Below are 21,670 nucleotides of genomic sequence, written 5' to 3'. Positions count from 1 at the left end.
CTCCCTTACTTCACGATGTAGGGCAGCAGGCCCAGGTGACGGGCGCGCTTGATGGCCTGGGCCAGCTCACGCTGCTTCTTGGCGGACACAGCCGTGATGCGGCTGGGGACGATCTTGCCGCGTTCGGACACGAAGCCCTGCAGCAGACGGACGTCCTTGTAATCGATCTTCGGCGCATCCTTGGCGGCGAAGGGGCAGCTCTTGCGGCGGCGGAAAAACGGGCGTGCCATTGTTCAGATCTCCTTATTCGCCAGCCGGGGCTTCTTCGCGCTCGCGGCGCGGGCCACGGTCGCCACGATCACCGCGCGGACCACGCTCGGCGCGTTCCTGCTTGCGCATCATCACCGACGGGCCGGTTTCCAGCTCGTCAACCTTGACGGTCATGTAGCGGATGATGTCTTCGTTGATCTGCGTCTGGCGCTCCAGTTCCGCGACGACACCAGCAGGGGCGTCGATGTTCAGCATCACATAGTGAGCCTTGCGGTTCTTGGCGATCTTGTAGGCGAGGCTGCGCAGGCCCCAGGTTTCCACCTTGGTCACCTTGCCAGCATTATCCTCGACGATCTTGGTGGCGGTTTCCGCCAGCGCGTCCACCTGCGCCTGTGCCAGGTCCTGGCGCGCAAGGAACACATGCTCGTAAAGAGCCATGGGTATTGCCTCATCTGTTGGCCGATCGCTGACGTCCACCCCATGTGGAACGCCCCTCCGGCTGTCGTCTCAAGCATTCATCCGCGCGGCCGCCGAGTCACCCCGGCCCACGCGAAGCGGCGCCTATGGCGGAAATGCGCCAGCTTGGCAAGGAAGACTTCTTCAGTTGCGGTGCATCTCGGCCGTGCCGATAAAGTGCGCCCGCGTGGAAGGTCCCGCCTGTTCCAGCAGGGCTGCCACCTTGCTCTTCAGATTCGATGATGGCCGTGCCGGATCATCATAGGCCATGCCCCAATTGCCGAACTCGCGGGCGTCGATTTCCTGCTTGCGCAGCATGACCAACGCGCGGTGCCTGCCGTCCCGACCTATCCGCTCATAGACCCGCTCGACATTTTCCCTGGGTCCTTCGAGGACCTGGAGGAAACGCTTGCCATTGTAGAGCAGCAGGCCAGTGACGTCCTCGCTGCTGTTCTTCTGCGCTGCGGTCTGCGCGATCGTTGCGCACTGGCTGTACGAAACGTCGCCCGTCGCGCTGCTGATATACATGATCTGGTACAAGGACATGGTGCTTCCTGGATGACTGACCCCCAACCAGCCATTTTAACGTCCAACACTTTATATATCGTATTTGACATGGATCATGGAAAGCCCCGGAAGAGCGATGCTCCGCCGGGGCAATTCTGTTCTGCAAGAAGTGGGATATTAGCGTATCACGCTGCCGATCACCGCGCCGATGATCCCGCTTGTTATCGCGACCAGCACCGCGTCATTTCCCGAGCGCACCCAGTGATAGCCGCGCGGCGGGGCGTTCAGGCGATAGTCGCGATAATTGTTGATCACGCGATAATCGCGGGCATAGCGGCGGTCGAAGCGCTGACCCTTGCCCCAGCGGCGATAGTCGTTCTTGCGCACGACCGTCTTCTGCTTGACCACGGTGCGGCCATGCGGGCCCTGATGCACGACGCGGGTGACTTCGCGATGCGGGGCGGCCTGCGCCTGCGCGGCGACCATCGGGCTTGCGACCATCGTCGTTGCGGCCAGGCTCATCAGCAGTTTCTTGATCATCTCACTTGCTCCTTTATCTGTCGCGCCTTTGCTTCGGCGTTGAAGACAGATTTAGGGCGGACTTGTCGCAAGCTTGTGCCGATAAGACGGGTCAACTGTCCGAAATTGTAATAGCCTCTATTCGTGCCGCAGCGCGTCGATGGGATTGAGCGCTGCCGCCCGCCGCGCCGGGAAATAGCCGAACACCACCCCGATCGCCGCGGAAAAGAGGAAGGCGATCATGTTCACCTTCACGTCGAAGATGAAGGGCACCTGCATCAACGGCGCTATCGCTACCGACGCAATCAACGCCAGGACCAGCCCGATCAGCCCGCCCAGACAGGACAAAACGATCGCCTCGACCAGGAATTGCATCAGCACCTCACGCGCGACCGCCCCGATGGCAAGGCGGATGCCGATCTCGCGGGTACGCTCCGTCACCGACACAAGCATGATGTTCATGATGCCGATCCCGCCCACCAGCAGAGAAATGGCCGCGACCGCCGCCACGATCTGCGTCAGGATGGTGGTCGTCCCGGTCAGCGTGTCGCTGATCTGCTTCGTATCGAAGACGTTGAAATTATCGTCCGCCCCCGGCTTTACCTTGCGCCGCTCGCGCATCAATTCTTCCAGGCTCGCCTGCACCGTCGAGGTGTCATATGCATCGTCCACCGCGACCATGATCTGGCTTATGTCGCGATCCCCGGTGAAGCGGCGTTGCACGAACTTGATCGGCATGACGACGACGTCATCCTGATCGCCAAAGCCGCCTTGGCCGCGCGTCGCGAGTGCGCCGATCACCTGACAGGAAACACCTTTGATGCGCAGTCGCTTGCCAGTCGGATCAGCTCCCTGGAAGAGGTTCGTGCGCACCGTATTGCCGATGATGCAGACGGCTTTTCCGGCCTCTTCCTCCTCCGGCATGAAGAGGCGGCCGGCATCTGCCTTCCAGCTTTGCACCTCAAAATAGGCAGCGGTCGTGCCATAGACGGTCGTCGACCAGTTACTGCCCTCATAGATGGCCGTCCCGCTCGACTGGACCAGCGGCGCGACGGCGCGCACGCCCGTCAGTTGGTTCTCGATGGCCGTCACATCCGCTGGCTTGAAGTCGGGCGGCCTTGGCCCGCCGCCGCCCCGGCCAAAGCCTTGGCCCGGCCGCAGCTGCAGCACATTGGCGCCCAACGAGCTGATCTGCTCGCGCACGGCCGCCGTCGCTCCATTGCCCAGCGTCACCATGGTGACCACCGCCGCCACGCCGATGATGATGCCCAGCGTGGTGAGGAAGCTGCGCAGCTTGTGCCGGTTGATCGCCCGGAACGCGAGGATGACAGTGGTGCCTAGCATCCCAGTCTCCTCGCCCCTTCAGGGGAGAGGATAGGCAGCCTTGCTGCTTCAGCAGCTAGGCGGACTTGGAGAGGGGGAGGGGATGCGCAACACCCCCTCATCCAACTCCGCCTAGGCGCCTTCGTCGCCAAGGCTGCGTATCCTTCTCCCCGGAGGGGCGAAGGTTTGAAAGAGGCCCCTCTCACGCCTCCGCCCCCGCGTCGATCCGTTCCACCAGCCCATCCTTGAAGTGCACCACCGTCCGCGCATAGGCGGCCATGTCGGGCTCATGCGTCACCATCAGCACGGTGATGCCGCTGTTCTTGTTGAGATCGGTCAGCAACTCCATGATCTCCACCGACCGTTCCGAATCGAGATTGCCGGTCGGTTCGTCGGCCAGCAGCACGGCAGGCTGCGTCACGATCGCCCGCGCGATGGCGACGCGCTGCTGCTGCCCGCCGGACAATTCAGCAGGCGTATGGTCCCACCATTGCTTGAGCCCCACCTTGTCGAGCGCCGCCATCCCCGCATCATAACGGCTCTTCTTGTCCTCGCCCCGATAGAGCAGCGGCAGTTCCACATTCTCCAGCGCGCTTGTTCGGGACAAGAGGTTGAAGCCCTGAAACACGAAGCCAAGATAGCGGCGGCGAAGCAGGGCCCGCTGATCACGATCCAGCCTTTCGACATGGCGCCCCTTGAACAGGAACTCGCCGCCGCTCGGTACATCAAGGCAACCAAGGATGTTCATCGTCGTCGACTTGCCCGACCCCGAAGGCCCCATGACCGCGACGAAATCCCCTTCCTCGATGTCGAGGTCGATGCCCTTCAGCGCCTGAAAGGCGGTAGCGCCCGAACCATAGATCTTGGTCACGCCGCGCAGGGAAATGATCGGATCAGCCACTGCGTCAGGTTCCATTCTGCCGCCCGGTGCCGCGCGGCTCACCGCCGCCGGAGCGGTCGCGCCGCTGACCCCCGCCATTTGTGCTGTCCTCGGCAGGCTGTTCCTGCCCGGCTGCCAGTTGGCCCGTGATGACCCGCATGCCGGGCTTCAACGCGCCGCCCGTGATCGCCGTGCGCGCGCCGTCACTGGCGCCGACGGTCACCTGCAAAGGCTTGGGGTTGCCGTCTTCGCCCACGACATAGACGGTCTGGCTGCTGCCGATGCCGAAGCTGACCTGCCGGTTGGCGCCGCCACGGCGGAAGCGGCGAGGGCCGGGCACGATCTGGCTGGTGATGCCACCGCCCTGACCAGCGCCTGTGTTCGGCTTGAACCGGAGCGCCGCGTTAGGCACCAGCAGGACGTTGCTCAGCTGCTGCGTCACGATATCGGCGGTCGCGGTCATGCCGGGGCGCAGCGTCTCCCCCTTGTTATCGACGGCAAGCACCGCCGTGTACGCCACCACGGTTCCAGTGGTGCTGGCGGCCGTGCTGCTGCCCGAAGAGGAGGATGAGGAGGAACTGCTCGAAGCATTGGAGCCGACATTGACCCGCGTCACCCGAGCGGGGAAGCTGCGGCCCGGAAAGGCATCGACAGCGAAAGTCGCCGCTTGGCCTTCCTTCACCTGGCCGACATCGGCCTCGTCCACCGCGACCTCCACCTCCATCTTGGTCAGGTCTTCGGCGATGGTGAACAGTACCGGGGCATTGAAGGAAGCCGCCACCGTCTGCCCGGGCTCGATATCGCGCGAAAGGACGACGCCGGTCACCGGCGACACGATCTGAGCAATCGACAGGTTGGTCTGCGCCGTCGCAAGCTGAGCCCGCGACACGCTGACCTGCGCCTGCTGCGCCCGCAAATTGCCAACCGCGGACTGATAATCGGCACGGGCCGCGTCCAGCTCCGTCTTGGCAGGGACGCGGCCGCCCGACAGACGGAAGACGTTCAGTTGCCGGTCGAGCGTCGCCTTGGCCAGCGCAACTTGCGCCTGCGCCTGTGTGACGCTGGCCTGAGAGGCCGCTACCTGCGCCCGGTTCTGCGTCACCGAATCCACCAAGCGCCGCGTGTCGAGTTCCGCCAGCCGCTGCCCTTTCGTCACGCGATCGTTCACATCGACATAGACGCGCGTGATCTTGCCCGACTGCTCGGACCCCACATCCACCTGATTGATCGGTTTCAGATTGCCGGTTGCCGATACCGTCACCGTCAGGTCGCCGCGCCGCACCTCACGCGTGGCGAAGTTCGGCTTGTCCTCGCCAGAAAAACAACGCGCGAGCAGCAGGATCAGGATCAGCAGCGCCAGCCCGATGGCGCCCCGCACCACCCATTTGCGCCACGGGCGTTCAGGGCGCGCGCCGAGAAATTCGTCCAGGTCCTTATCCGTGCTCACATCTTCACTCATTGGGGCGGTTGTCCATGTTCTGCCAGCCGCCACCCAGCGCATTGTAGAGCTGGGCGATGGCGAGGACCTCATCGGCTTGCGCGGAGGCAAGGCTGTTGCGCGCGTTCAACAGCGTGGTTTCGGTGTTGGAAAGCGTCTGGAAATCTATGAGCCCCGACTGATACTGGCTGCGCGCCAGCAGGGCGGCATTGTTAGACGCATCGAAGGCGGTGGCGAACTCGGCCTTGCGCTGGCGGGCGCTGTTCAGGGACGCCATCGCATTTTCCACATCTTCCAGCGCGGTCAGCACGCTCTGCTTGTATGCGGCAAAGGCGGCATCCGTCGCCGCCCTTTGCGATCGCACCTGCGACGCGAGCCGTCCGCCATCGAAGATGACCTGCGCGACATTGGCGAAGACGCCGCCTGTAATAATGTCGAACAGGCTTTTGATGCTGGTGGCGTTGGTGCCGATATTGCCGCTGATCCCGAGCGAAGGGTAAAGCTGAGCCTGCGCAACGCCAATCCGCGCCGTTGCCGCAGCCAGAGCCCGCTCCGCCGCCCGTACGTCGGGCCGCTGACGCAGAGTGTCGGCGGGAATCCCGGCAGCGATCGTCGTCGAAGCGGCCGGTATCGGAGCAGGGGCCTCCAGCGCGCGGGTGGCTTCGCCCGGCGCTTGCCCGGTCAGCACGGCAATGCGGTTCAGGCTGCCGCGCAGGCTCGCCTCTAACTGCGGGATTGCCGCATTCGTCTGGGCCAACTGGGCACGCGCCTGCTGCTCGTCGAGCGATGAAACCAGCCCCGCCTGAAGCCGCCAGTTGGCGATATTGTAATTATCCTGCTGGATCGCCTGTGTTTCGCGGGCGATGCGCAACTGCTCCTGCGCCTGCCGGGCCTGAACATAGTTGGTGACCAGCTCGGCGATGATGGTCATGCGCACATTGGCAAGGTCATAGCCGGATGCGGCCAGGTCCGCGCGCGCCGCCTCGGCGGATCGGGAAAGTTCGCCGAAAAGGTCGATCTGCCAGCTTGCATTGGCGCCCAGCGAATAGCTGCTGCTCCAGCTGTCCGATCCGGTGGACACGACATTGCCGTCGATGACGCGCGTGCCGCCGCCCCGATTGGAATAGTTGCGCCCGCCCGAACCCGACGCATTGACCTGTGGCAGGAACGCCGCCCGCGCCTGCACCAGCGACTCCCGCGCCTGCCGCAGTCGCGCCTGCGCCTGCACGATGTCTAGATTGCTGGCCACCGCCTGGTCGATCAGTCCTGTAAGCGCTGGATCGTTGAGGCGCGTCCACCAACGCGCAAGCTCCGCCTCGCTCAACGCGCCACTCGACGTTGCCGTATAATAGCTGCCCGGCACCCCCAATGCAGCCGGTTGCGGCGCCCGATAGTCAGGCCCCGCCGCGCAAGCCGAGAGCGTCAACGCCGTCCCGCTGATCCAGCCAATGCGATATCGCACCTTTTCCTTGCACTCCGTCGTCGTTAAAGGGACGCCACCTTGGGGGTTGAGGCGGTCCGGTCGGGGAAACTGCCGAAAGGGACCGGATGTCTCAACGGCATTTGTGTCTCAAAGTGTAACGATGTTGAAAAACGGCGCTTTTGTGGGCGTCCTTGCGTCAGAAGGTGAATGATGAGGGCATTTCTGTTTCCGGGGCAGGGTAGCCAGTCGGTTGGCATGGGCAAGGCGTTGGCCGAAGCGAGCCCGGCGGCGAAGGAACTGTTTCAGGAGGTCGATGACGCCCTGTCGCAACATTTGTTCCGCATCATGGTGGAAGGTCCGGAAAGCGACCTCACCCTCACGGAAAACGCGCAGCCCGCGATCATGGCAAATGCCTTGGCGACGCTGCGCGTGATGCAGAAGGAAGGCGGCTTCTCGCTGGCGGAAAAGGGCGATTTCGTGGCTGGCCACAGCCTTGGCGAATATAGCGCGCTGTGTGCCGTCGAAGCGTTCGACATCGGCACGACCGCGCGCCTCCTCAAGCTACGCGGCCAGGCAATGCAGGCTGCGGTTCCCGTGGGGGAGGGTGCGATGGCGGCCTTGCTCGGCGCCGACATCGAAAAGGCGCAAGCCTTGGCCGATGCAGCCGCGGAAGGTCAAGTTTGCACCGTCGCGAACGATAATGATCCGACCCAGGTGGTGATTTCCGGACATCGCGGCGCGATCGAGCGCGCAGTCGCTTTGGTAAAGGACCATGGCATCAAGCGCGGCGTGCTGCTGCCCGTCTCCGCCCCGTTCCACTGCCCACTGATGCAGCCGGCCGCCGAAGCGATGGAAGAGGCGCTGGCCAAGGCAGCGATCAATACGCCGCTGCTTCCGGTCTATGCCAATGTCCTCGCTGCTCCCATCGCAGATCCCGAAGAGATCAAGCGCCGCCTGGTCGAACAGGTGACCGGCCGCGTCCGCTGGCGCGAATCCGTCGCCGCCATGTGGGAAGCAGGCGTCACCGATTTCGTCGAACTGGGCGGCAAGGTCCTCGGCCCGATGGTCAAGCGCATCGCCCCCGACGCCACCGTGCGCAGCGTCGTCACCATGGACGACATCGAAGCCGCGCTCGCTGGTTTTTGAATCACGCGGAGGCGCGGAGACGCGGAGTGGCCTTGATTGAGATCGATAGCATCAGTGGCGATGTCCTGGACATCGCGCTGCGGGTGCATCGCGAACTTGGACCAGGCCTGCTCGAAAGTGTCTATGAAATGATCATGGCGGCTAAACTGGCCGCAATTGGGTATCAGGTCGAACGGCAGCGTGCGATCGACATTGAATATGACGGTTTGAAATTCGAAGCGGCGTTCCGGATCGATCTGCTCGTCGGTGGGCGTTTGCTGGTGGAAATTAAATCAACGGAACGGTTGAGCCCCGCCCATGGCAAGCAGTTGCTAACTTATCTGCGTCTGACGCGGCAGCCTGTCGGGCTGCTTATCAATTTTGGCGGCGCCACGCTAAAGGAGGGAGTGAAGCGTGTAGTCAATGACTATCGCCCCTCCGCGTCTCCGCGCCTCCGCGTGAACCAAAATGGAGAATGACATGTTCGATCTGACAGGCATGACCGCGCTGGTGACGGGCGCTTCGGGTGGCATCGGGTCCGCGATCGCCCGGTCGCTGGCGGCTCAGGGCGCGACGCTCGCGCTTTCCGGCAGCAATGAGGAAAAGCTTAAGGCTTTCGCGGCGGAGCTGGGCGGGGATCATAAGACACTGGTCTGCAACCTGTCCGATCCCGCGGCAGTGGACGGCCTCGTAGCGCAGGCGGTGGAAGCGCTGGGCGGCAAGATCGACATTCTCGTCAACAATGCGGGCATCACCCGCGACAACCTCATCATGCGGATGAAGGATGACGAATGGTCCGATGTCATCTCGGTCAATCTGGAAGCGGCATTCCGGCTTGCCCGCGCCGCCGCCAAGCCGATGATGAAGGCACGCTTCGGCCGCATCATCTCGATCACGTCAGTCGTCGGCGTCACCGGCAATCCGGGGCAAGCCAATTATGCTGCGTCGAAGGCAGGCATTATCGGCATGTCCAAGTCTCTTGGCCAGGAACTGGCGAGCCGGGGCATCACCGTCAACTGCGTCGCGCCCGGCTTCATCCGTTCGGCTATGACGGACGCGCTCAATGACGCGCAGAAGGGCGCCATCCTGCAGAAGATCCCCGCAGGCGACCTCGGCAACGGCGAAGATATCGGCGCCGCCGTCGTCTATCTCGCCAGCCGCGAGGCGGGGTACGTCACCGGCCAGACGCTGCATGTCAATGGCGGCATGGCGATGATCTGAACCTTGCAAGGGGGCCTGGAAGCGGACGCTCATCCGTCGCAATTGGACGGTCTTGTACCATTCAGGCGCAAGGAAGGGCGTAAATCATGCGTTTCGATCTTTTCTTGCCTCTTGCCTCTGCCGGGCCTTGCCTCTAGGGCATGCCTTAACAAATATTCACAACCTCAACGATACCCAGTAAAAAAGGACCACTCATGAGTGAGACCGCGGATCGCGTTAAGAAAATCGTCGTCGAACATCTGGGCGTCGAAGCCGAAAAGGTGACCGAGGATGCAAGCTTCATCGATGATCTGGGCGCAGACAGCCTCGACATCGTTGAGCTGGTGATGGCGTTCGAAGAAGAATTCGGCGTGGAAATTCCCGACGACGCGGCTGAGAAGATCGGCACCGTCAAGGACGCGATCGATTATATCGACAGCAAGCAGTAAGAATGTCGCGCGGCTGACCGGGGGGTTGGCTGCCTGACGTTTTTTGAAGGAAATGGCTCCTCCTGTCCGGCGAATCCGGTCTTGGGGAGCCTTTTCGTATCTGGCCTACCGTTCACAAGCGCTCTCGAAGCAGCTAAGGAGCGGCCCAAACCTATGAAGATTTTCGGAGCAGATATATGCGTCGCGTAGTCGTAACCGGCCTCGGCATGGTGAGCCCGCTTGGCGGGGATGTCGAAACCACCTGGAAGAACATCCTCGCGTCGAAGTCCGGCGCGGCGACGATCGCGCGCTTCGACGCCAGCGAATATAAGTGCCGCATCGCCTGCGAAGTGAAGCCCGCCGATCACGAATATGGCTATGATCCGAACCTGGACGTCGATCACAAGATTCAGCGTCAGGTCGATCCTTTCATCGTCTACGGCATTTCCGCCGCCAGTCAGGCGCTGCGCGACGCGGGCCTCGACAATATGAGCGAGGAAGAGCGTCTGCGCGCCGGTTGCTCCATCGGTTCGGGCATCGGCGGCCTGCCAGGCATTGAAAGCGAATCGCTGGTGCTGGCGAACAAAGGCCCCGGCCGCGTGTCGCCCCATTTCGTCCATGGACGCCTCATCAACCTAATTTCGGGTCAGGTTTCGATCAAATACGGCCTCATGGGTCCGAACCACGCCGTCGTCACCGCCTGCTCGACCGGCGCGCACTCGATCGGAGACGCCGCGCGCATGATCGCGATGGATGACGCCGACGTCATGCTGGCGGGCGGCGCGGAAAGCGCGATCTGCCCGATCGGCATCGCCGGTTTTGCCCAGGCGCGCGCTCTTTCGACCGCCTTCAACGACACGCCGGAAAAGGCGAGCCGCCCCTATGACGTCAACCGTGACGGTTTCGTCATGGGCGAAGGCGCAGGCGTGGTCGTGCTCGAAGAATATGAGCATGCCAAGAAGCGCGGCGCGCATATCTATGCAGAGGTCATCGGCTACGGCCTCTCGGGCGACGCTTACCACGTCACCGCGCCCCATCCGGAGGGCAATGGCGGATACCGTTCGATGGAAATGGCGCTCAAGAAGTCGGGCCTCAGCCTTGCTGACATCGACTATGTGAACGCGCATGGCACCTCGACCCCGCTCGGCGACGAGCTGGAGCTGGGCGCGGTCAAGCGGCTGTTCGGCGACAATATCTCGACCATGTCGATGAGCAGCACCAAGTCCGCCATCGGCCACTTGTTGGGCGGCGCGGGCGCTGTGGAAAGCATCTTCTGCATCCTCGCCATCCGTGACCAGATCGTGCCGCCGACGCTCAACCTCGACGAACCGAGCGAAAGCTGTGCGGGCGTCGATCTCGTCCCGCATGTGGCGAAGGAGCGGAAGGTGCGTGCCGTCCTCAACAACAGCTTCGGCTTCGGCGGCACCAACGCCTCGCTCATCATGAAGGCGATCTGAGGACAGGCCATGCGGCGGTTCGGGCTGGTTATCCTAGCGATCGGCCTGGCCGTCGCCGCCTTCGTGGCGTTTCGCTTCGTCTATGGCTGGACCGAAGCGGGGCCTGCACCACGCGACGTAAGCGTCGTCGTGCCAGATGGCGCCACCGTTGCCGATGCCGCCGTCCTCCTGAAACAGGCGGGCGCGGTGCGTTCCGCAGACGCATTCCTCACCCGCACCAAGGTTTTCGGGCGTGGAAAGTCGATCAAGGCGGGCGAGTTCCTGATTCCCAAAGGCGCGAGCAACGCCGACATTTTCTCGATCCTTCAGGGCGGAAAGACGCTGACCCGGCTGGTGACCATACCCGAAGGCATGCCTTCCATCATGGTCCACGAACGGCTGATGGCGAATGAAGAGTTGACCGGTGATGTCCCAGTCCCTGCCGAGGGCAGCGTACTGCCGGACAGCTATGCATTCGACAAAGGCGAAAGCCGCGCCGCTGTGCTGAAGCGCATGCAGGACGCCATGACCCGCGCTCTCGCCAAGCTATGGGCCGAACGCGCGCCCAACAGCGTGGCGAAGTCGCCAAGAGAAGCCATCATCCTCGCCAGCATCGTCGAAAAGGAAACCGCCGTGCCCGCTGAACGGCCCACGGTCGCGGGGGTCTATGGCAACCGCCTGAAAGCCGGGATGATGCTTCAGGCCGACCCGACGATCATCTACCCCATCACCAAGGGCAAACCGCTCGGCCGCCGCATCAAGAAGTCGGAGATCGCTGCGGTCAACGACTATAACACCTATGCCATGACCGGCCTGCCCAAGGGCCCGATCGCCAACCCTGGCAGACTGTCGATCCTCGCTGTTCTGCATCCCGCCGAAACGAAGGCGCTCTATTTCGTCGCTGACGGGAAGGGCGGCCATATCTTTGCCGACACGCTCCAGCAGCATAATGAGAATGTCCGCAAATGGTTCGAAATCCGCCGCGCGCGCGGAGAACTCTAAGGCCCTCCCAACCCGAAACTCTCGTCATCCCAGCGAAAGCTGAGATCTCGTCCGCCAGGCTGAGTGCAGTCGAGAAGGATGCCAGCCTCCGCTCGCATGACGGCAAATCAAGCCTACTACACTCACTTCACCGCAAAACGCCCTTGGCACGCAACCGCGCGGCATAGAGCAGCTGCCCCACTGCAATGGCGATGATCACCGCCGGAAACACCGCCGCGCCCGCGCCCTTGACCGCCCATAAATCCGTTCCCAAAAAGCTGTAGCCGAACTGCACCACGACGGCGGCCAGCGACAGCGCGAACAACGCCACCGCCGCCGCCTTCCTCAGCAACAACAGCAGCGCGCCGACCGTCCCCGCACCCACTGCGACCGCGTAAGCAGCCCAGGCCCATCCCGGCATTTCTGCAAAGATGCGCGCCGTATAAGGATCGCTTTTCGCCAGATGCGCCAGGTCGGCTCCATATTGCATCGCAAAGGCCGCCACGCCGATCAGATTCCAGATCAGCAGGCCGATTGCGATGATTTTGAAGGATCGCGACGCGCCCATAGGAGTTTCCCCTCTCTCAAATCTTTGCCACGCGGCAGAGCGACCTTATAGATGCACCCGACCGTGGGAAAGCATGCTGACCGGGAGACGAAGAGATGCTCGGACGTTCCGTACCTGATGTGACGCTGAAAACGCGTGTGCGCGATGAAAGCGTCGGCGGCCCCAATCCTTTCCGCTGGCAGGACATCCAGACCGGCGAACTGTTCAAGGGGAAGCGCGTGGTCGTCTTCTCGCTGCCCGGCGCTTTCACGCCCACCTGTTCCACCGAACAATGCCCGGCCTTCGAACGCTTCTATGATGACTTCAAAGCACTGGGAGTGGACGATGTCTACTGCATCTCGGTCAATGACGCTTTCGTCATGTACCAATGGGGCAAGCATCTTGGCGTCAAGAATGTGAAGCTGCTGCCAGATGGTTCGGGTGACTTCACGCGGCGCATGGGCATGCTGGTGAAGAAGGATCATCTCGGCTTTGGCGATCGCAGCTGGCGCTATGCCATGGTCGTCGATGATGGTCAGGTGGTCGCCTGGTTCGAAGAACCCGGCATCAACGATATTGGCGAGGACGATGATCCCTACGGCCAATCAAGCCCGGAACCGGTGCTGGAATGGCTGAAGGAACATCCGGCTGCCTGATGCCGCAGGCGGCGCGCCGATCGTCGTGACGGCGCTCATGGGGGCGGAGGACTTCGCTTGGGCGGATGGCCTCCGCCGCGCCCATTTCCCGCCGGAACGCAACAAGGTCCCGGCGCATATTTCGCTCTTCCACCATCTGCCGCCGTCGCTGCTGCCTGAACTCAGCGACCGCTTCAAAGCCTCATGCGCCGGTCCACCGCCGCTTGGCCTGATAACCGGGATCAGGCTGCTGGGCCGTGGCGTCGCCTTCGACGTGCGCAGTGACGGCCTGCTCGCCATCCGCGACGAACTGGCCGATGCTTTTAGAGGGCTGCTCACCCCACAGGATCAAGCGCGCCCCCGCCTGCACATCACCGTCCAGAACAAGGTTGAACCACCTCTCGCCCGTGCCCTCGCCGATCAGTTGAAGGCCGGGTTTCGGCCCCGCCCGCTCCGAATAGCGGGTCTTGCGGCGTGGCATTATCGCGATGACGGTCAATGGAGCCTTGCCAAAAAGGCCAGCTTCCGGTCAGCCCGCGTCCTCATATAGTTCCAACGGCAGCGCATCGGGATCAGCGAAGAAGGTAAAGCGCCGTTCCGTATAAGGATCGATCCTGACAGGCTCGCACTCGATCCCTGCCGCTTTGAGCCGCGCGACTTCACCGTCCAGGTCCTGCACGCAAAAGGCCAGGTGCCGCAGCCCGCATGCCTCTGGACGCGTCGGACGGCGGGGAGGGTCAGGAAAAGAGAAAAGCTCTATCTGCGCATTTTCCGCGTCCAGGTCGCATTTCCACGATTGCCGGTCTTCGCGCCACACTTCACGCACGGCAGGAAAGCCCAGAATCTCCGTGTAAAAGCGCCGCGATCTCTGATAGTCGGAACAGATGATGGCGATATGGTGGATGCCTCGCATGGCGCGTGCACTAGCATGTTGCACCGGCCGCCGGAACCTTGATCCCCTCGGCTCTGCGGCCTAAACCCCGTCCATGACCCATGCTTCCTATCCGGCGCTCCGTCTGCGCCGCACCCGCGCCGCCGCCTGGACCCGCGCGCTCCACGCCGAAAATCGCCTGCACCCGAGCGACCTCATCTGGCCGCTCTTCGTCACCGAAGGGCAGGGGGAGGAGGAACCGATCTCGTCGCTTCCCGGCGTCTCGCGCTGGTCGGTAGACGGCATCGTCGCCCGCGCCCGGGAAGCGCGCGATGCGGGCATTCCCTGCCTTGCCCTCTTCCCCAATACTCAGGCCGACCGTCGCAGCGATGATGGGGAAGAGGCCCTCAACCCCGACAATCTCATGTGCCGCGCCATCCGCGCGATCAAGGACGCCGTGCCGGACATCGGCATCCTCACCGACGTGGCGCTCGATCCCTATACCGCCCATGGGCAGGACGGCCTGCTCGACGAGCAAGGCTATGTCATCAACGACGCCACCATCGACGTGCTGATCGGCCAGTCCCTCAATCAGGCAGCGGCGGGCGCGGACATCATCGCGCCCAGCGACATGATGGACGGCCGCGTCGGCGCGATCCGCGAGGCGCTTGAGGAAGAGGGCCACGCCAATGTCCAGATCATGGCCTATGCCGCCAAATATGCGAGCGCCTTCTACGGCCCCTTCCGCGACGCGGTAGGGTCAAGCGGCCTGCTGAAGGGCGACAAGAAAAGCTATCAGATGGACCCCGCCAATAGCGAGGAAGCCCTGCGCGAGGTCGCGCTCGACTTGGCCGAGGGCGCGGACAGCGTCATGGTGAAGCCGGGTCTCCCCTATCTCGACATCATCGCCCGGGTGAAGGACCGGTTCGAGGTCCCCGTATTCGCCTATCAGGTGTCGGGCGAATATGCGATGATCGAAGCCGCCGTCGCAGCGGGAGTTGGGAATCGCGACGCGCTGGTGCTGGAAACGCTGCTTGCGTTCAAGCGTGCCGGTTGCTCGGGCGTCCTCACCTATCATGCACTCCACGCCGCGCGCCTGCTGGGAGCCTGACGCCATGCCCGATCATCCGCACGCCGCGCATGCCGATCATCCGGGTGCCACCATCCTGACCTTTGGCGGCAAGACCCCGGTCATCCATCCCAGCGCCTTCATCGCGCCGGGCGCGCGGATTATCGGCGATGTTGAGATCGGGCCGGACAGCAGCATCTGGTATAATTGCGTCGTGCGCGGCGACGTGAACGCGATCCGAATCGGCGCTCGCACGAACATTCAGGATGGCAGCGTCATCCACTGCGACGGCCCCGATCCCGCAAAGCCGGAAGGCTGGCCCACCATCATCGGCGACGATGTCCTGATCGGCCATATGGCGATGATCCACGGTTGCGACCTCAAGGACCGCGCCTTTGTCGGCCTTGGCGCCGTGGTGATGAACGGCTGCGTTATCGAGAGTGACGCCATGCTGGCCGCCGGGGCGCTGCTATCCCCCAATCGCACGGTGCCTCACCGCCAGCTCTGGACCGGCCGCCCCGCCAAATATGTCCGCGATCTCACCGACGAAGCGCTCATCCGCATGCGGGAGGGCGTTGACCGCTATGTCCACAATGCAAAAGCCCACAAGGGCGCGCTGAAGGCCGACGGCTAACTCCTGCCGGGCGGGGCTGATATCAAGGCTGCGCCAGGCGCGCCTTCACTGCGTCGATCCGGTCATTCTGCGAATCCACGATCTCCAGCGCCGCCTTGCGCGCCACGTCGATCTGCTCCACGCCGCCCCGAGCCTTGCCCTCGGCCACCGCATTGCTTCGCTCGACATAGAGCGTGTCGAGGCTGGCCAGCGCCGACACGCTATCGTTCCGCGCCGCCTCCAATGCACTGATCGCAAGTTGCGCCGCAACCCACGCCTCGCTCGATACCGCCGCGCCCGCAGCCGACCTTGTCGCGCGGTCCGCCGCAGGCCAGGCCCTATCGAAAGCCGCGCTTCCCGTCTGCGCCTGCGCAGCAAGCCGATCGACCTGCGCCTGCAACGCCGGATCGGCCTCGACCGGAGCGGGAGCAGCCACGGGCTCCGCAACCGGCGCATTCTCCACCGCCCGCTTGGCGAGCGAAGGATAGCCCGTCAGCGTCTCCGCACAGCCGGAGAGGAACAGGGCAAGGGAGGGCAGCAGCCGGCGCAGGATCATGGCGTTGATCTAGGACGCGAAATCCCGCTGCGCAATGGCGTCAACCATCCTCGTCAGCGGGCCAGCGCCGCCGCCTCGCGCGCCAGCGCCTCGATCTTCGCCCCATCGACCGGCCCCTTGGGCACGACCCAGCTGCCGCCGACGCATTTCACAAAGGGTTCGGCCAGCCACTTCGGCGCATTTTCCGCCGTGATTCCGCCGGTCGGGCAGAAGCGCGCCACATGCAGCGGCGCCGCCAGTGCCTTCAACGCAGGCAGCCCGCCCGAAGTCTCCGCCGGGAAAAATTTGAAGTGCGTAAGGCCCAATTCCAGCCCGCGCATGATGTCGCCCGCCGTGGCCGTTCCCGGAAGGAAAGGCACGCGCGCCGCCACCGCCGCCTTGCCCAGCGGCTCGGTAAGGCCCGGGCTGACGATGAAGCGCGCGCCTGCCTCCATCGCCGCGTCCAGCTGCGACGGGTTCAGCACCGTTCCAGCACCGACGACCGCACCCTCGACCTTCGCCATCTCGCGAATCACATCCAGCGCGGCGGGTGTGCGCAGCGTCACTTCCAGCGCTGGCAGCCCGCCCTTCACCAAAGCCTGCGCGATCGGCAGCGCATCCTCCACCCGCTCCACCACCAGCACCGGGATGACCGGCGCCAGCTCCATCACTTGTTCAACGCTGAGCGACATCATTTCTTCTCCCGAAAGGCGGCGGCAGCGCCATACAGCCCGATCTCTTCATGCACGGCGAGACGAATGGGCACCGTCGCCATCAGGCTTTCGAACCGCCCCTTGGCGGTAAAGCGCCGGTGAAAGCCGCTCTGGGGCAGCAATGCGCGCATCCGCTGCGTCAGGCCCCCGGCCAGCACGACCGCGTTCGGCCCCTGCGCCAACGCCAGGTCGCCGACGACCGATCCATAGCAAAGGCAGAAGCGGTCGAACGCCGCGCGGGCGAACTCGTCCGTCCCGTCGATCGCCGCCTGCCACAATTCGGCATCTTCCATCAGCATCACGCGTTCATGGCCGATGGTCGCCATCGCCTTGTAGATATTGTTGAGCCCCGGCCCCGACACCACCCGCTCAGTCGACACGCGCAGGAACTTGTCGCGCAGATAGGCGAGGATCTTTTCCTCCAGCGTGTCGAGCGGCGCGAAGTCGAGATGGCCGCCCTCGGTCGCGATCACATGCGGCTCGCCATCATCGAACGCGATCATCGCGACGCCCAGGCCCGTGCCCGGACCCACCACCGTCACGCCGCCGTCGCGCGGGAAAGGCCGGTCCTGCCCGAAGAGCAGCGGCAGATTGTCGTCGGGCAGGCGCGCGACGGCATGGGCCACGGCCTCGAAATCATTGACGAGCCGCATCTGCTTGAGGCCCAGTTCTTCGTCCAGCGTCTCGGGCCTGATCATCCAGCTGCTGTTGGTCAGCTTGATGACGTCGCGCCCGATCGCGGTGGCAAAGGCGATGGAAGCCGCCTTGGGCAGGTCGCCGCCCTCGTCCCGCACGAATGCGGCCCAGCAGGCCTGCAGGCTTTGAAAGTCGGCGACCTTGTACTTCCGCACCTTGCCCAATGTAGGCACGTTGCGCGCATCGAGCTTCGCACGGGCGAAACGGGCATTTGTGCCGCCGATATCGGCAGCGATGATGTCGGTCATTCGAGGCATCCCATATTCTACGTCATGCCAGCGAAGGCTGGCATCTCAGGCGAGGGGGCGCGGCCCAGCCTCACGAGATCCCAGCTTTCGCCGGGATGACGGCTAGTCAAAGTTCAGTTTCCATCGCCGCCAGGATGGGCGAAGCGCCACTTTCCGCCAGATCGCTATGATGGCGGAACAGCGCGAACAGCTCGCGGCCTGTGTCATAGGGCGGGGGCGGCGGCACGGGCATGTCCCGCGCATCCCACTCCGCCGCATCGACCAGCGCTTCGATCACACCCTTGTCCGCGCACACCCGCACCATGTCCCCATCGCGCAGCTTGGCGATCGGCCCGCCGCCCAGCGCTTCAGGCGAAAAATGGATGGCCGCAGGCACCTTGCCCGAAGCCCCCGACATGCGCCCGTCGGTCACCAGCGCGACGCGAAAACCCCGATCCTGCAACACGCCGAGCGCCGGGGTCAGCTTGTGCAATTCCGGCATGCCATTCGCGCGCGGCCCCTGGAAACGGACCACCACGACGACATCCCGCTCCAGCTCTCCCGCCTTAAACGCGCGCAGCACATCATCCTGATCATGGAAGACGGCCGCCGGAGCCTCGATGGTCCAACGTTCCTTGTCCACCGCGCTCACCTTCATGACGCAGCGGCCGAGGTTGCCCGCCAGCAGGCGCATGCCGCCATCGGGATTGAACGCGCTGGATACCGGCCGCAGGATCGATTCATCGCGCGACACCGGCACGTCGCGCCACTGCAGCGCCTCGTCCTCCAGCACCGGCTCCTTGCCATAATCGGTGAGGTCTGCACGCGCCACCGTCATGATGTCCCGGTGCAGCAGTCCATTATCCAACAACTCGCGGATGATGAAAGACATGCCGCCAGCGGTATGGAAATTGTTCACGTCGCCCGCGCCATTGGGATAGACCCGCGCCAGCAGCGGCACCACATCGGAAATCTCCGCGAAATCGGTCCAGTCGATGCTGATCCCCGCCGCGCGCGCGATCGCGGGTAGGTGGATGGCATGGTTGGTCGATCCGCCCGTCGCCATCAGGCCGATGATGGCATTGACGATCGCCTTCTCATCGACGCAATGGCCAAGCGGCCGGTAATCATCGCCATCCCATCCGATGCTGGCAAGCCGATGCACCGCCGCCCGCGTCAATTCACTGCGCAGCTTGGTGCCCGGATTGACGAAGGATGCGCAAGGCATGTGCAGCCCCATCACTTCCATCATCATCTGGTTGCTGTTGGCCGTGCCGTAGAATGTGCAGGTGCCCGCGCCATGATAGCTGGCGCTTTCCGATTCCAGCAGCTCCTCCTTGCCGACCTTGCCCTCGGCATAAAGCTGGCGGATGCGCACCTTTTCCTTGTTGGCAAGGCCCGATGGCATGGGCCCGGCGGGGATCAGGATCGTCGGCAGATGCCCGAAACGCAGCGCCCCGATCAGCAGGCCCGGCACGATCTTGTCGCATATGCCCAGCAGCGCCGCGCCCTCGAACATCGCGTGGCTCAGCGACACCGCCGTTGCCAGCGCGATCGTGTCGCGGGAAAATAGCGACAGGTCCATGCCTGCCTGACCCTGCGTCACGCCGTCGCACATGGCGGGGACGCCACCTGCTACCTGCGCCGTCGCGCCGACCTCGCGCGCCGCGATCTTGATCGCTTCGGGATAGCGGCCATAGGGCTGATGCGCCGACAGCATGTCATTGTAAGCGGTGACGATGCCGATGTTCATCGCCGCGCCCGTGCGGATCACCGGCTTGTCCTCGCCGCTCGCCGCAAAGCCATGGGCAAGGTTGCCGCATGACAGTTGCGCGCGGTTGGTCCCGGCGTCACGGCCACGTTCGATCAGGTCAAGATATTGGCGGCGGCGCGGCGCGCTCCGCTTCACGATGCGTTCGGTGACCTTGGCGATCACCGGATGAAGGTCAGTCATGCCAGCTGGCTCCGTCTCGTTCAATCAGGGCAATGGCCGAAGACGGCCCCCAGTTCCCCGAAGCATAGGGCGATGGCTTCACCCCTGCTTCCTTCCAGCCGTCGATGATGGAATCGATCCATGTCCACTGCGCTTCGACCTCGTCCCGGCGCACGAACAGCGTCTGGTCTCCCGCCAGCAGGTCCAGGATCAGACGCTCATAGGCGATACGCCGCCGCTGTCCGGCAAAGGCAGCGGTCAGCGACACGTCCAGCGTAACCTCCTCCAGATGCACTTCGCGCTCCAGCCCCGGCCTTTTGCTCATGATCAGCAGGCGGATATATTCCTCGGGCTGAAGGCGGATGATCAACGTATTGGGCTCCAGTCCGCCAGCGCGGCCAAAGATCGAATGGCGCACCGGCTTGAACTGGATTTGGATTTCCGACTGGCGCGCAGGCATCCGCTTGCCTGTGCGCAGATAGAAGGGCACGCCCTGCCAGCGCCAATTGTCGATATGAGCTTTCAGCGCCACAAAGGTTTCGGTGTCGGACGGCTGCCCCAATTCGTCACTATATCCGGTCACGATCTCGCCGCCGACCGCGCCCGGCGAATATTGCCCGCGCACGCTGTTGGTCTTCACCGTCTCCGCCGTCATTGGGCGCAGCGACCGCAGCACCTTCACCTTCTCGTCGCGCACGGCGGTCGGGTCCATGCGGGCAGGGGGCTCCATCGCGATAATCGACAGGATTTGCAGCACATGGTTCTGCACCATGTCACGCAGCGCGCCCACGCCGTCATAATAGGAAACCCGACCTTCCAGTCCCACCGTTTCGCCCACGGTGATCTGCACATGGTCGATCGCCGTCGCGTTCCACAGCGGCTCGAACATCACATTGCCAAATCGCAGGGCGAGCAAATTCTGCACCGTTTCCTTGCCCAGATAATGGTCGACCCGGAAAATCTGGCTCTCGTCGAACAGCGCACCGATGCCGTCATTGACTTCCTTGGAAGAGGCCAAATCCTTGCCGATCGGCTTTTCCATCGCGATCCGCGTCGTCGGCGTGATCAGCCCCGCTTCGGCCAGCCCCTGCGCGGTGGGCGCGAAGAGGGAAGGGGGCGTCGACAGATAGACCGACAGCCCGCGCTCCGCCCGTCCATCCAGCCGCTCCGCCAGCTTCCTGAATTGCTCCGGCTTCCCCGCCTCGACCGGCTGGTAGCCGATCATCGCCTTCAGCCGCGCCGCGACTTCCGCGTCATAGCGATCAGCGCCGACAAACTTTTGCAGCGCCTTGTCGATGTCAGCCCGGAACGCCTCATCATCCATCTCCGTGCGGCCTGACGCCACGATCATGAAGTCATCGGGCAGCAAGCCGTCGCTCAGCAGATTGTAGAGCGAGGGAAAGATCATGCGGTGCGCCAGATCGCCTGTGGCACCGAAAAGCAGGAATGTGGCAGACGGATCGGTCAAAGGATGCCCTTTTCCGTTTGGAGGAATTGTTCAGGTCTGCACGAAACGGTCCTATAGCGGTCCGGTTTCGTTACGCAAGCAGGCTATCGGCGCACAGCCGCCCCTGCAACCGCCGGCAGACTTATCCTGCACCTGGTCTGATTTTTGTCTGGACGCTGGCAACTGATTTTGCCATTTGGCGCGGGCAGGCCATGCATGCGGGCGTGGTGAAACTGGTAGACGCGCCGGACTCAAAATCCGGTTCCGAAAGGAGTGTCGGTTCGATTCCGACCGCCCGCACCATCCTCCATATAGTGGAAAAAGAAAGACCCGGCAGCATGAAGCCGCCGGGCCAAGGGGGGCTTTTACCAGGTAAAAGCCTCGGGTCGCGCGGCTTCCCTACCGTAAAAAGATGACAATTCCAGTTAATCGGCGGCGGTCGATCCGTAATGGATCAA

The 21,670-nt window shown here is 63.5% G+C and carries 25 protein-coding genes and 1 tRNA gene; 11 read left to right on the top strand and 15 right to left on the bottom strand.

Annotated features, from left to right (window positions below; genetic code table 11):
* Positions 1 to 5: 5 nt before the first annotated feature.
* The 8 genes from rpsR to SPHS8_RS04925 form a co-directional block, all read right to left on the bottom strand.
* Complete coding sequence (gene rpsR, locus SPHS8_RS04960) at positions 6 to 230, bottom strand: 30S ribosomal protein S18 (RefSeq protein ID WP_004212076.1); 225 nt, start codon at positions 228 to 230, stop codon at positions 6 to 8.
* A gap of 13 nt (positions 231 to 243) precedes the next feature.
* Complete coding sequence (rpsF, locus tag SPHS8_RS04955; RefSeq protein WP_097091872.1) at positions 244 to 648, bottom strand: 30S ribosomal protein S6; 405 nt, start codon at positions 646 to 648, stop codon at positions 244 to 246.
* Between the two features lie 162 nt (positions 649 to 810).
* Complete coding sequence (locus SPHS8_RS04950; RefSeq protein ID WP_236574969.1) at positions 811 to 1,212, bottom strand: BLUF domain-containing protein; 402 nt, start codon at positions 1,210 to 1,212, stop codon at positions 811 to 813.
* A 138-nt stretch (positions 1,213 to 1,350) separates the two neighbouring features.
* Positions 1,351 to 1,713: an RcnB family protein gene (locus tag SPHS8_RS04945; RefSeq protein ID WP_201514477.1), complete on the bottom strand. Its 363-nt coding sequence runs from the start codon at positions 1,711 to 1,713 to the stop codon at positions 1,351 to 1,353.
* Between the two features lie 117 nt (positions 1,714 to 1,830).
* Positions 1,831 to 3,036 carry an ABC transporter permease gene (locus tag SPHS8_RS04940; protein WP_097091869.1) on the bottom strand — a complete coding sequence of 402 codons (1,206 nt, stop codon included), beginning with the start codon at positions 3,034 to 3,036 and terminating at the stop codon, positions 1,831 to 1,833.
* Positions 3,037 to 3,217: 181 nt separating this feature from the next.
* On the bottom strand, positions 3,218 to 3,931 hold the full coding sequence (locus SPHS8_RS04935; protein ID WP_097091868.1) for an ABC transporter ATP-binding protein: 714 nt from the start codon (positions 3,929 to 3,931) through the stop codon (positions 3,218 to 3,220).
* Complete coding sequence (locus tag SPHS8_RS04930) at positions 3,921 to 5,354, bottom strand: efflux RND transporter periplasmic adaptor subunit (protein WP_201514476.1); 1,434 nt, start codon at positions 5,352 to 5,354, stop codon at positions 3,921 to 3,923. Before SPHS8_RS04930 ends, SPHS8_RS04935 begins: the two co-directional genes overlap by 11 nt.
* A complete protein-coding gene (locus SPHS8_RS04925; RefSeq protein ID WP_201514474.1) occupies positions 5,347 to 6,795 on the bottom strand; it encodes an efflux transporter outer membrane subunit in 1,449 nt (482 codons plus the stop codon). The genes SPHS8_RS04930 and SPHS8_RS04925 overlap by 8 nt, the downstream gene beginning before the upstream one ends.
* 171 nt (positions 6,796 to 6,966) lie before the next feature.
* On the opposite strand from SPHS8_RS04925, the gene fabD reads away from it, so the two are divergent.
* The 6 genes from fabD to mltG all read left to right on the top strand — a co-directional run bounded on the left by fabD (position 6,967) and on the right by mltG (position 11,947).
* Complete coding sequence (gene fabD, locus SPHS8_RS04920; protein ID WP_201514874.1) at positions 6,967 to 7,902, top strand: ACP S-malonyltransferase; 936 nt, start codon at positions 6,967 to 6,969, stop codon at positions 7,900 to 7,902.
* A 32-nt stretch (positions 7,903 to 7,934) separates the two neighbouring features.
* Complete coding sequence (locus SPHS8_RS04915; protein WP_201514473.1) at positions 7,935 to 8,360, top strand: GxxExxY protein; 426 nt, start codon at positions 7,935 to 7,937, stop codon at positions 8,358 to 8,360.
* Position 8,361: 1 nt separating this feature from the next.
* Entirely contained in the window at positions 8,362 to 9,102 is a 741-nt protein-coding gene (fabG, locus tag SPHS8_RS04910; RefSeq protein ID WP_097092821.1) for a 3-oxoacyl-[acyl-carrier-protein] reductase, read from the top strand.
* Positions 9,103 to 9,296: 194 nt separating this feature from the next.
* A complete protein-coding gene (locus SPHS8_RS04905; RefSeq protein ID WP_006950224.1) occupies positions 9,297 to 9,530 on the top strand; it encodes an acyl carrier protein in 234 nt (77 codons plus the stop codon).
* 176 nt (positions 9,531 to 9,706) lie between these two features.
* Positions 9,707 to 10,966, top strand: a complete 1,260-nt coding sequence (fabF, locus tag SPHS8_RS04900; RefSeq protein ID WP_097091865.1) for a beta-ketoacyl-ACP synthase II — start codon at positions 9,707 to 9,709, stop codon at positions 10,964 to 10,966.
* Positions 10,967 to 10,975: 9 nt separating this feature from the next.
* Positions 10,976 to 11,947, top strand: coding sequence for an endolytic transglycosylase MltG (gene mltG, locus SPHS8_RS04895; protein ID WP_201514472.1), 972 nt, complete (start codon positions 10,976 to 10,978; stop codon positions 11,945 to 11,947).
* Between the two features lie 127 nt (positions 11,948 to 12,074).
* Here the strand turns inward: mltG and SPHS8_RS04890 are convergent, their stop codons facing one another.
* The gene (locus SPHS8_RS04890) at positions 12,075 to 12,494 is read right to left on the bottom strand and encodes a sugar transporter (protein WP_201514470.1); all 420 of its coding nucleotides are present in this window, start codon (positions 12,492 to 12,494) and stop codon (positions 12,075 to 12,077) included.
* A gap of 95 nt (positions 12,495 to 12,589) precedes the next feature.
* On the opposite strand from SPHS8_RS04890, the gene SPHS8_RS04885 reads away from it, so the two are divergent.
* Positions 12,590 to 13,129 carry a peroxiredoxin gene (locus tag SPHS8_RS04885; protein WP_201514468.1) on the top strand — a complete coding sequence of 180 codons (540 nt, stop codon included), beginning with the start codon at positions 12,590 to 12,592 and terminating at the stop codon, positions 13,127 to 13,129.
* Positions 13,130 to 13,166: 37 nt separating this feature from the next.
* Positions 13,167 to 13,658, top strand: a complete 492-nt coding sequence (locus SPHS8_RS04880) for a 2'-5' RNA ligase family protein (protein WP_201514873.1) — start codon at positions 13,167 to 13,169, stop codon at positions 13,656 to 13,658.
* Here the strand turns inward: SPHS8_RS04880 and gloA2 are convergent.
* A complete protein-coding gene (gene gloA2, locus SPHS8_RS04875) occupies positions 13,638 to 14,021 on the bottom strand; it encodes an SMU1112c/YaeR family gloxylase I-like metalloprotein (RefSeq protein ID WP_201514466.1) in 384 nt (127 codons plus the stop codon). The genes SPHS8_RS04880 and gloA2 overlap by 21 nt on opposite strands.
* 73 nt (positions 14,022 to 14,094) lie before the next feature.
* Between gloA2 and hemB the strand changes: the two genes are divergently transcribed.
* Both hemB and SPHS8_RS04865 read left to right on the top strand, forming a co-directional pair.
* Positions 14,095 to 15,090: a porphobilinogen synthase gene (hemB, locus tag SPHS8_RS04870; protein ID WP_201514463.1), complete on the top strand. Its 996-nt coding sequence runs from the start codon at positions 14,095 to 14,097 to the stop codon at positions 15,088 to 15,090.
* 4 nt (positions 15,091 to 15,094) lie between these two features.
* Complete coding sequence (locus SPHS8_RS04865; protein WP_201514461.1) at positions 15,095 to 15,682, top strand: gamma carbonic anhydrase family protein; 588 nt, start codon at positions 15,095 to 15,097, stop codon at positions 15,680 to 15,682.
* Positions 15,683 to 15,704: 22 nt separating this feature from the next.
* Here the strand turns inward: SPHS8_RS04865 and SPHS8_RS04860 are convergent, their stop codons facing one another.
* The 5 genes from SPHS8_RS04860 to zwf all read right to left on the bottom strand — a co-directional run bounded on the left by SPHS8_RS04860 (position 15,705) and on the right by zwf (position 21,233).
* Complete coding sequence (locus SPHS8_RS04860; RefSeq protein WP_201514459.1) at positions 15,705 to 16,217, bottom strand: hypothetical protein; 513 nt, start codon at positions 16,215 to 16,217, stop codon at positions 15,705 to 15,707.
* A gap of 53 nt (positions 16,218 to 16,270) precedes the next feature.
* Entirely contained in the window at positions 16,271 to 16,888 is a 618-nt protein-coding gene (gene eda, locus SPHS8_RS04855) for a bifunctional 4-hydroxy-2-oxoglutarate aldolase/2-dehydro-3-deoxy-phosphogluconate aldolase (RefSeq protein ID WP_097091857.1), read from the bottom strand.
* Positions 16,888 to 17,853 (bottom strand): glucokinase, encoded by a 966-nt coding sequence (glk, locus tag SPHS8_RS04850; RefSeq protein WP_097091856.1) that lies wholly within the window; start codon positions 17,851 to 17,853, stop codon positions 16,888 to 16,890. Before glk ends, eda begins: the two co-directional genes overlap by 1 nt.
* Positions 17,854 to 17,959: 106 nt before the next feature.
* On the bottom strand, positions 17,960 to 19,786 hold the full coding sequence (gene edd, locus SPHS8_RS04845) for a phosphogluconate dehydratase (protein WP_201514456.1): 1,827 nt from the start codon (positions 19,784 to 19,786) through the stop codon (positions 17,960 to 17,962).
* Positions 19,779 to 21,233 (bottom strand): glucose-6-phosphate dehydrogenase, encoded by a 1,455-nt coding sequence (zwf, locus tag SPHS8_RS04840; RefSeq protein ID WP_097091854.1) that lies wholly within the window; start codon positions 21,231 to 21,233, stop codon positions 19,779 to 19,781. The genes edd and zwf overlap by 8 nt, the downstream gene beginning before the upstream one ends.
* 197 nt (positions 21,234 to 21,430) lie before the next feature.
* Here zwf and SPHS8_RS04835 point away from each other — a divergent pair.
* Positions 21,431 to 21,515: transfer RNA gene (locus SPHS8_RS04835), tRNA-Leu, on the top strand.
* Positions 21,516 to 21,670: the final 155 nt, after the last annotated feature.

It is taken from the genome of Sphingobium sp. S6 (assembly GCF_905120495.1).
Taxonomy (GTDB): domain Bacteria; phylum Pseudomonadota; class Alphaproteobacteria; order Sphingomonadales; family Sphingomonadaceae; genus Sphingobium; species Sphingobium agri.
This window is presented reverse-complemented; position numbering and strand designations above follow the sequence as displayed.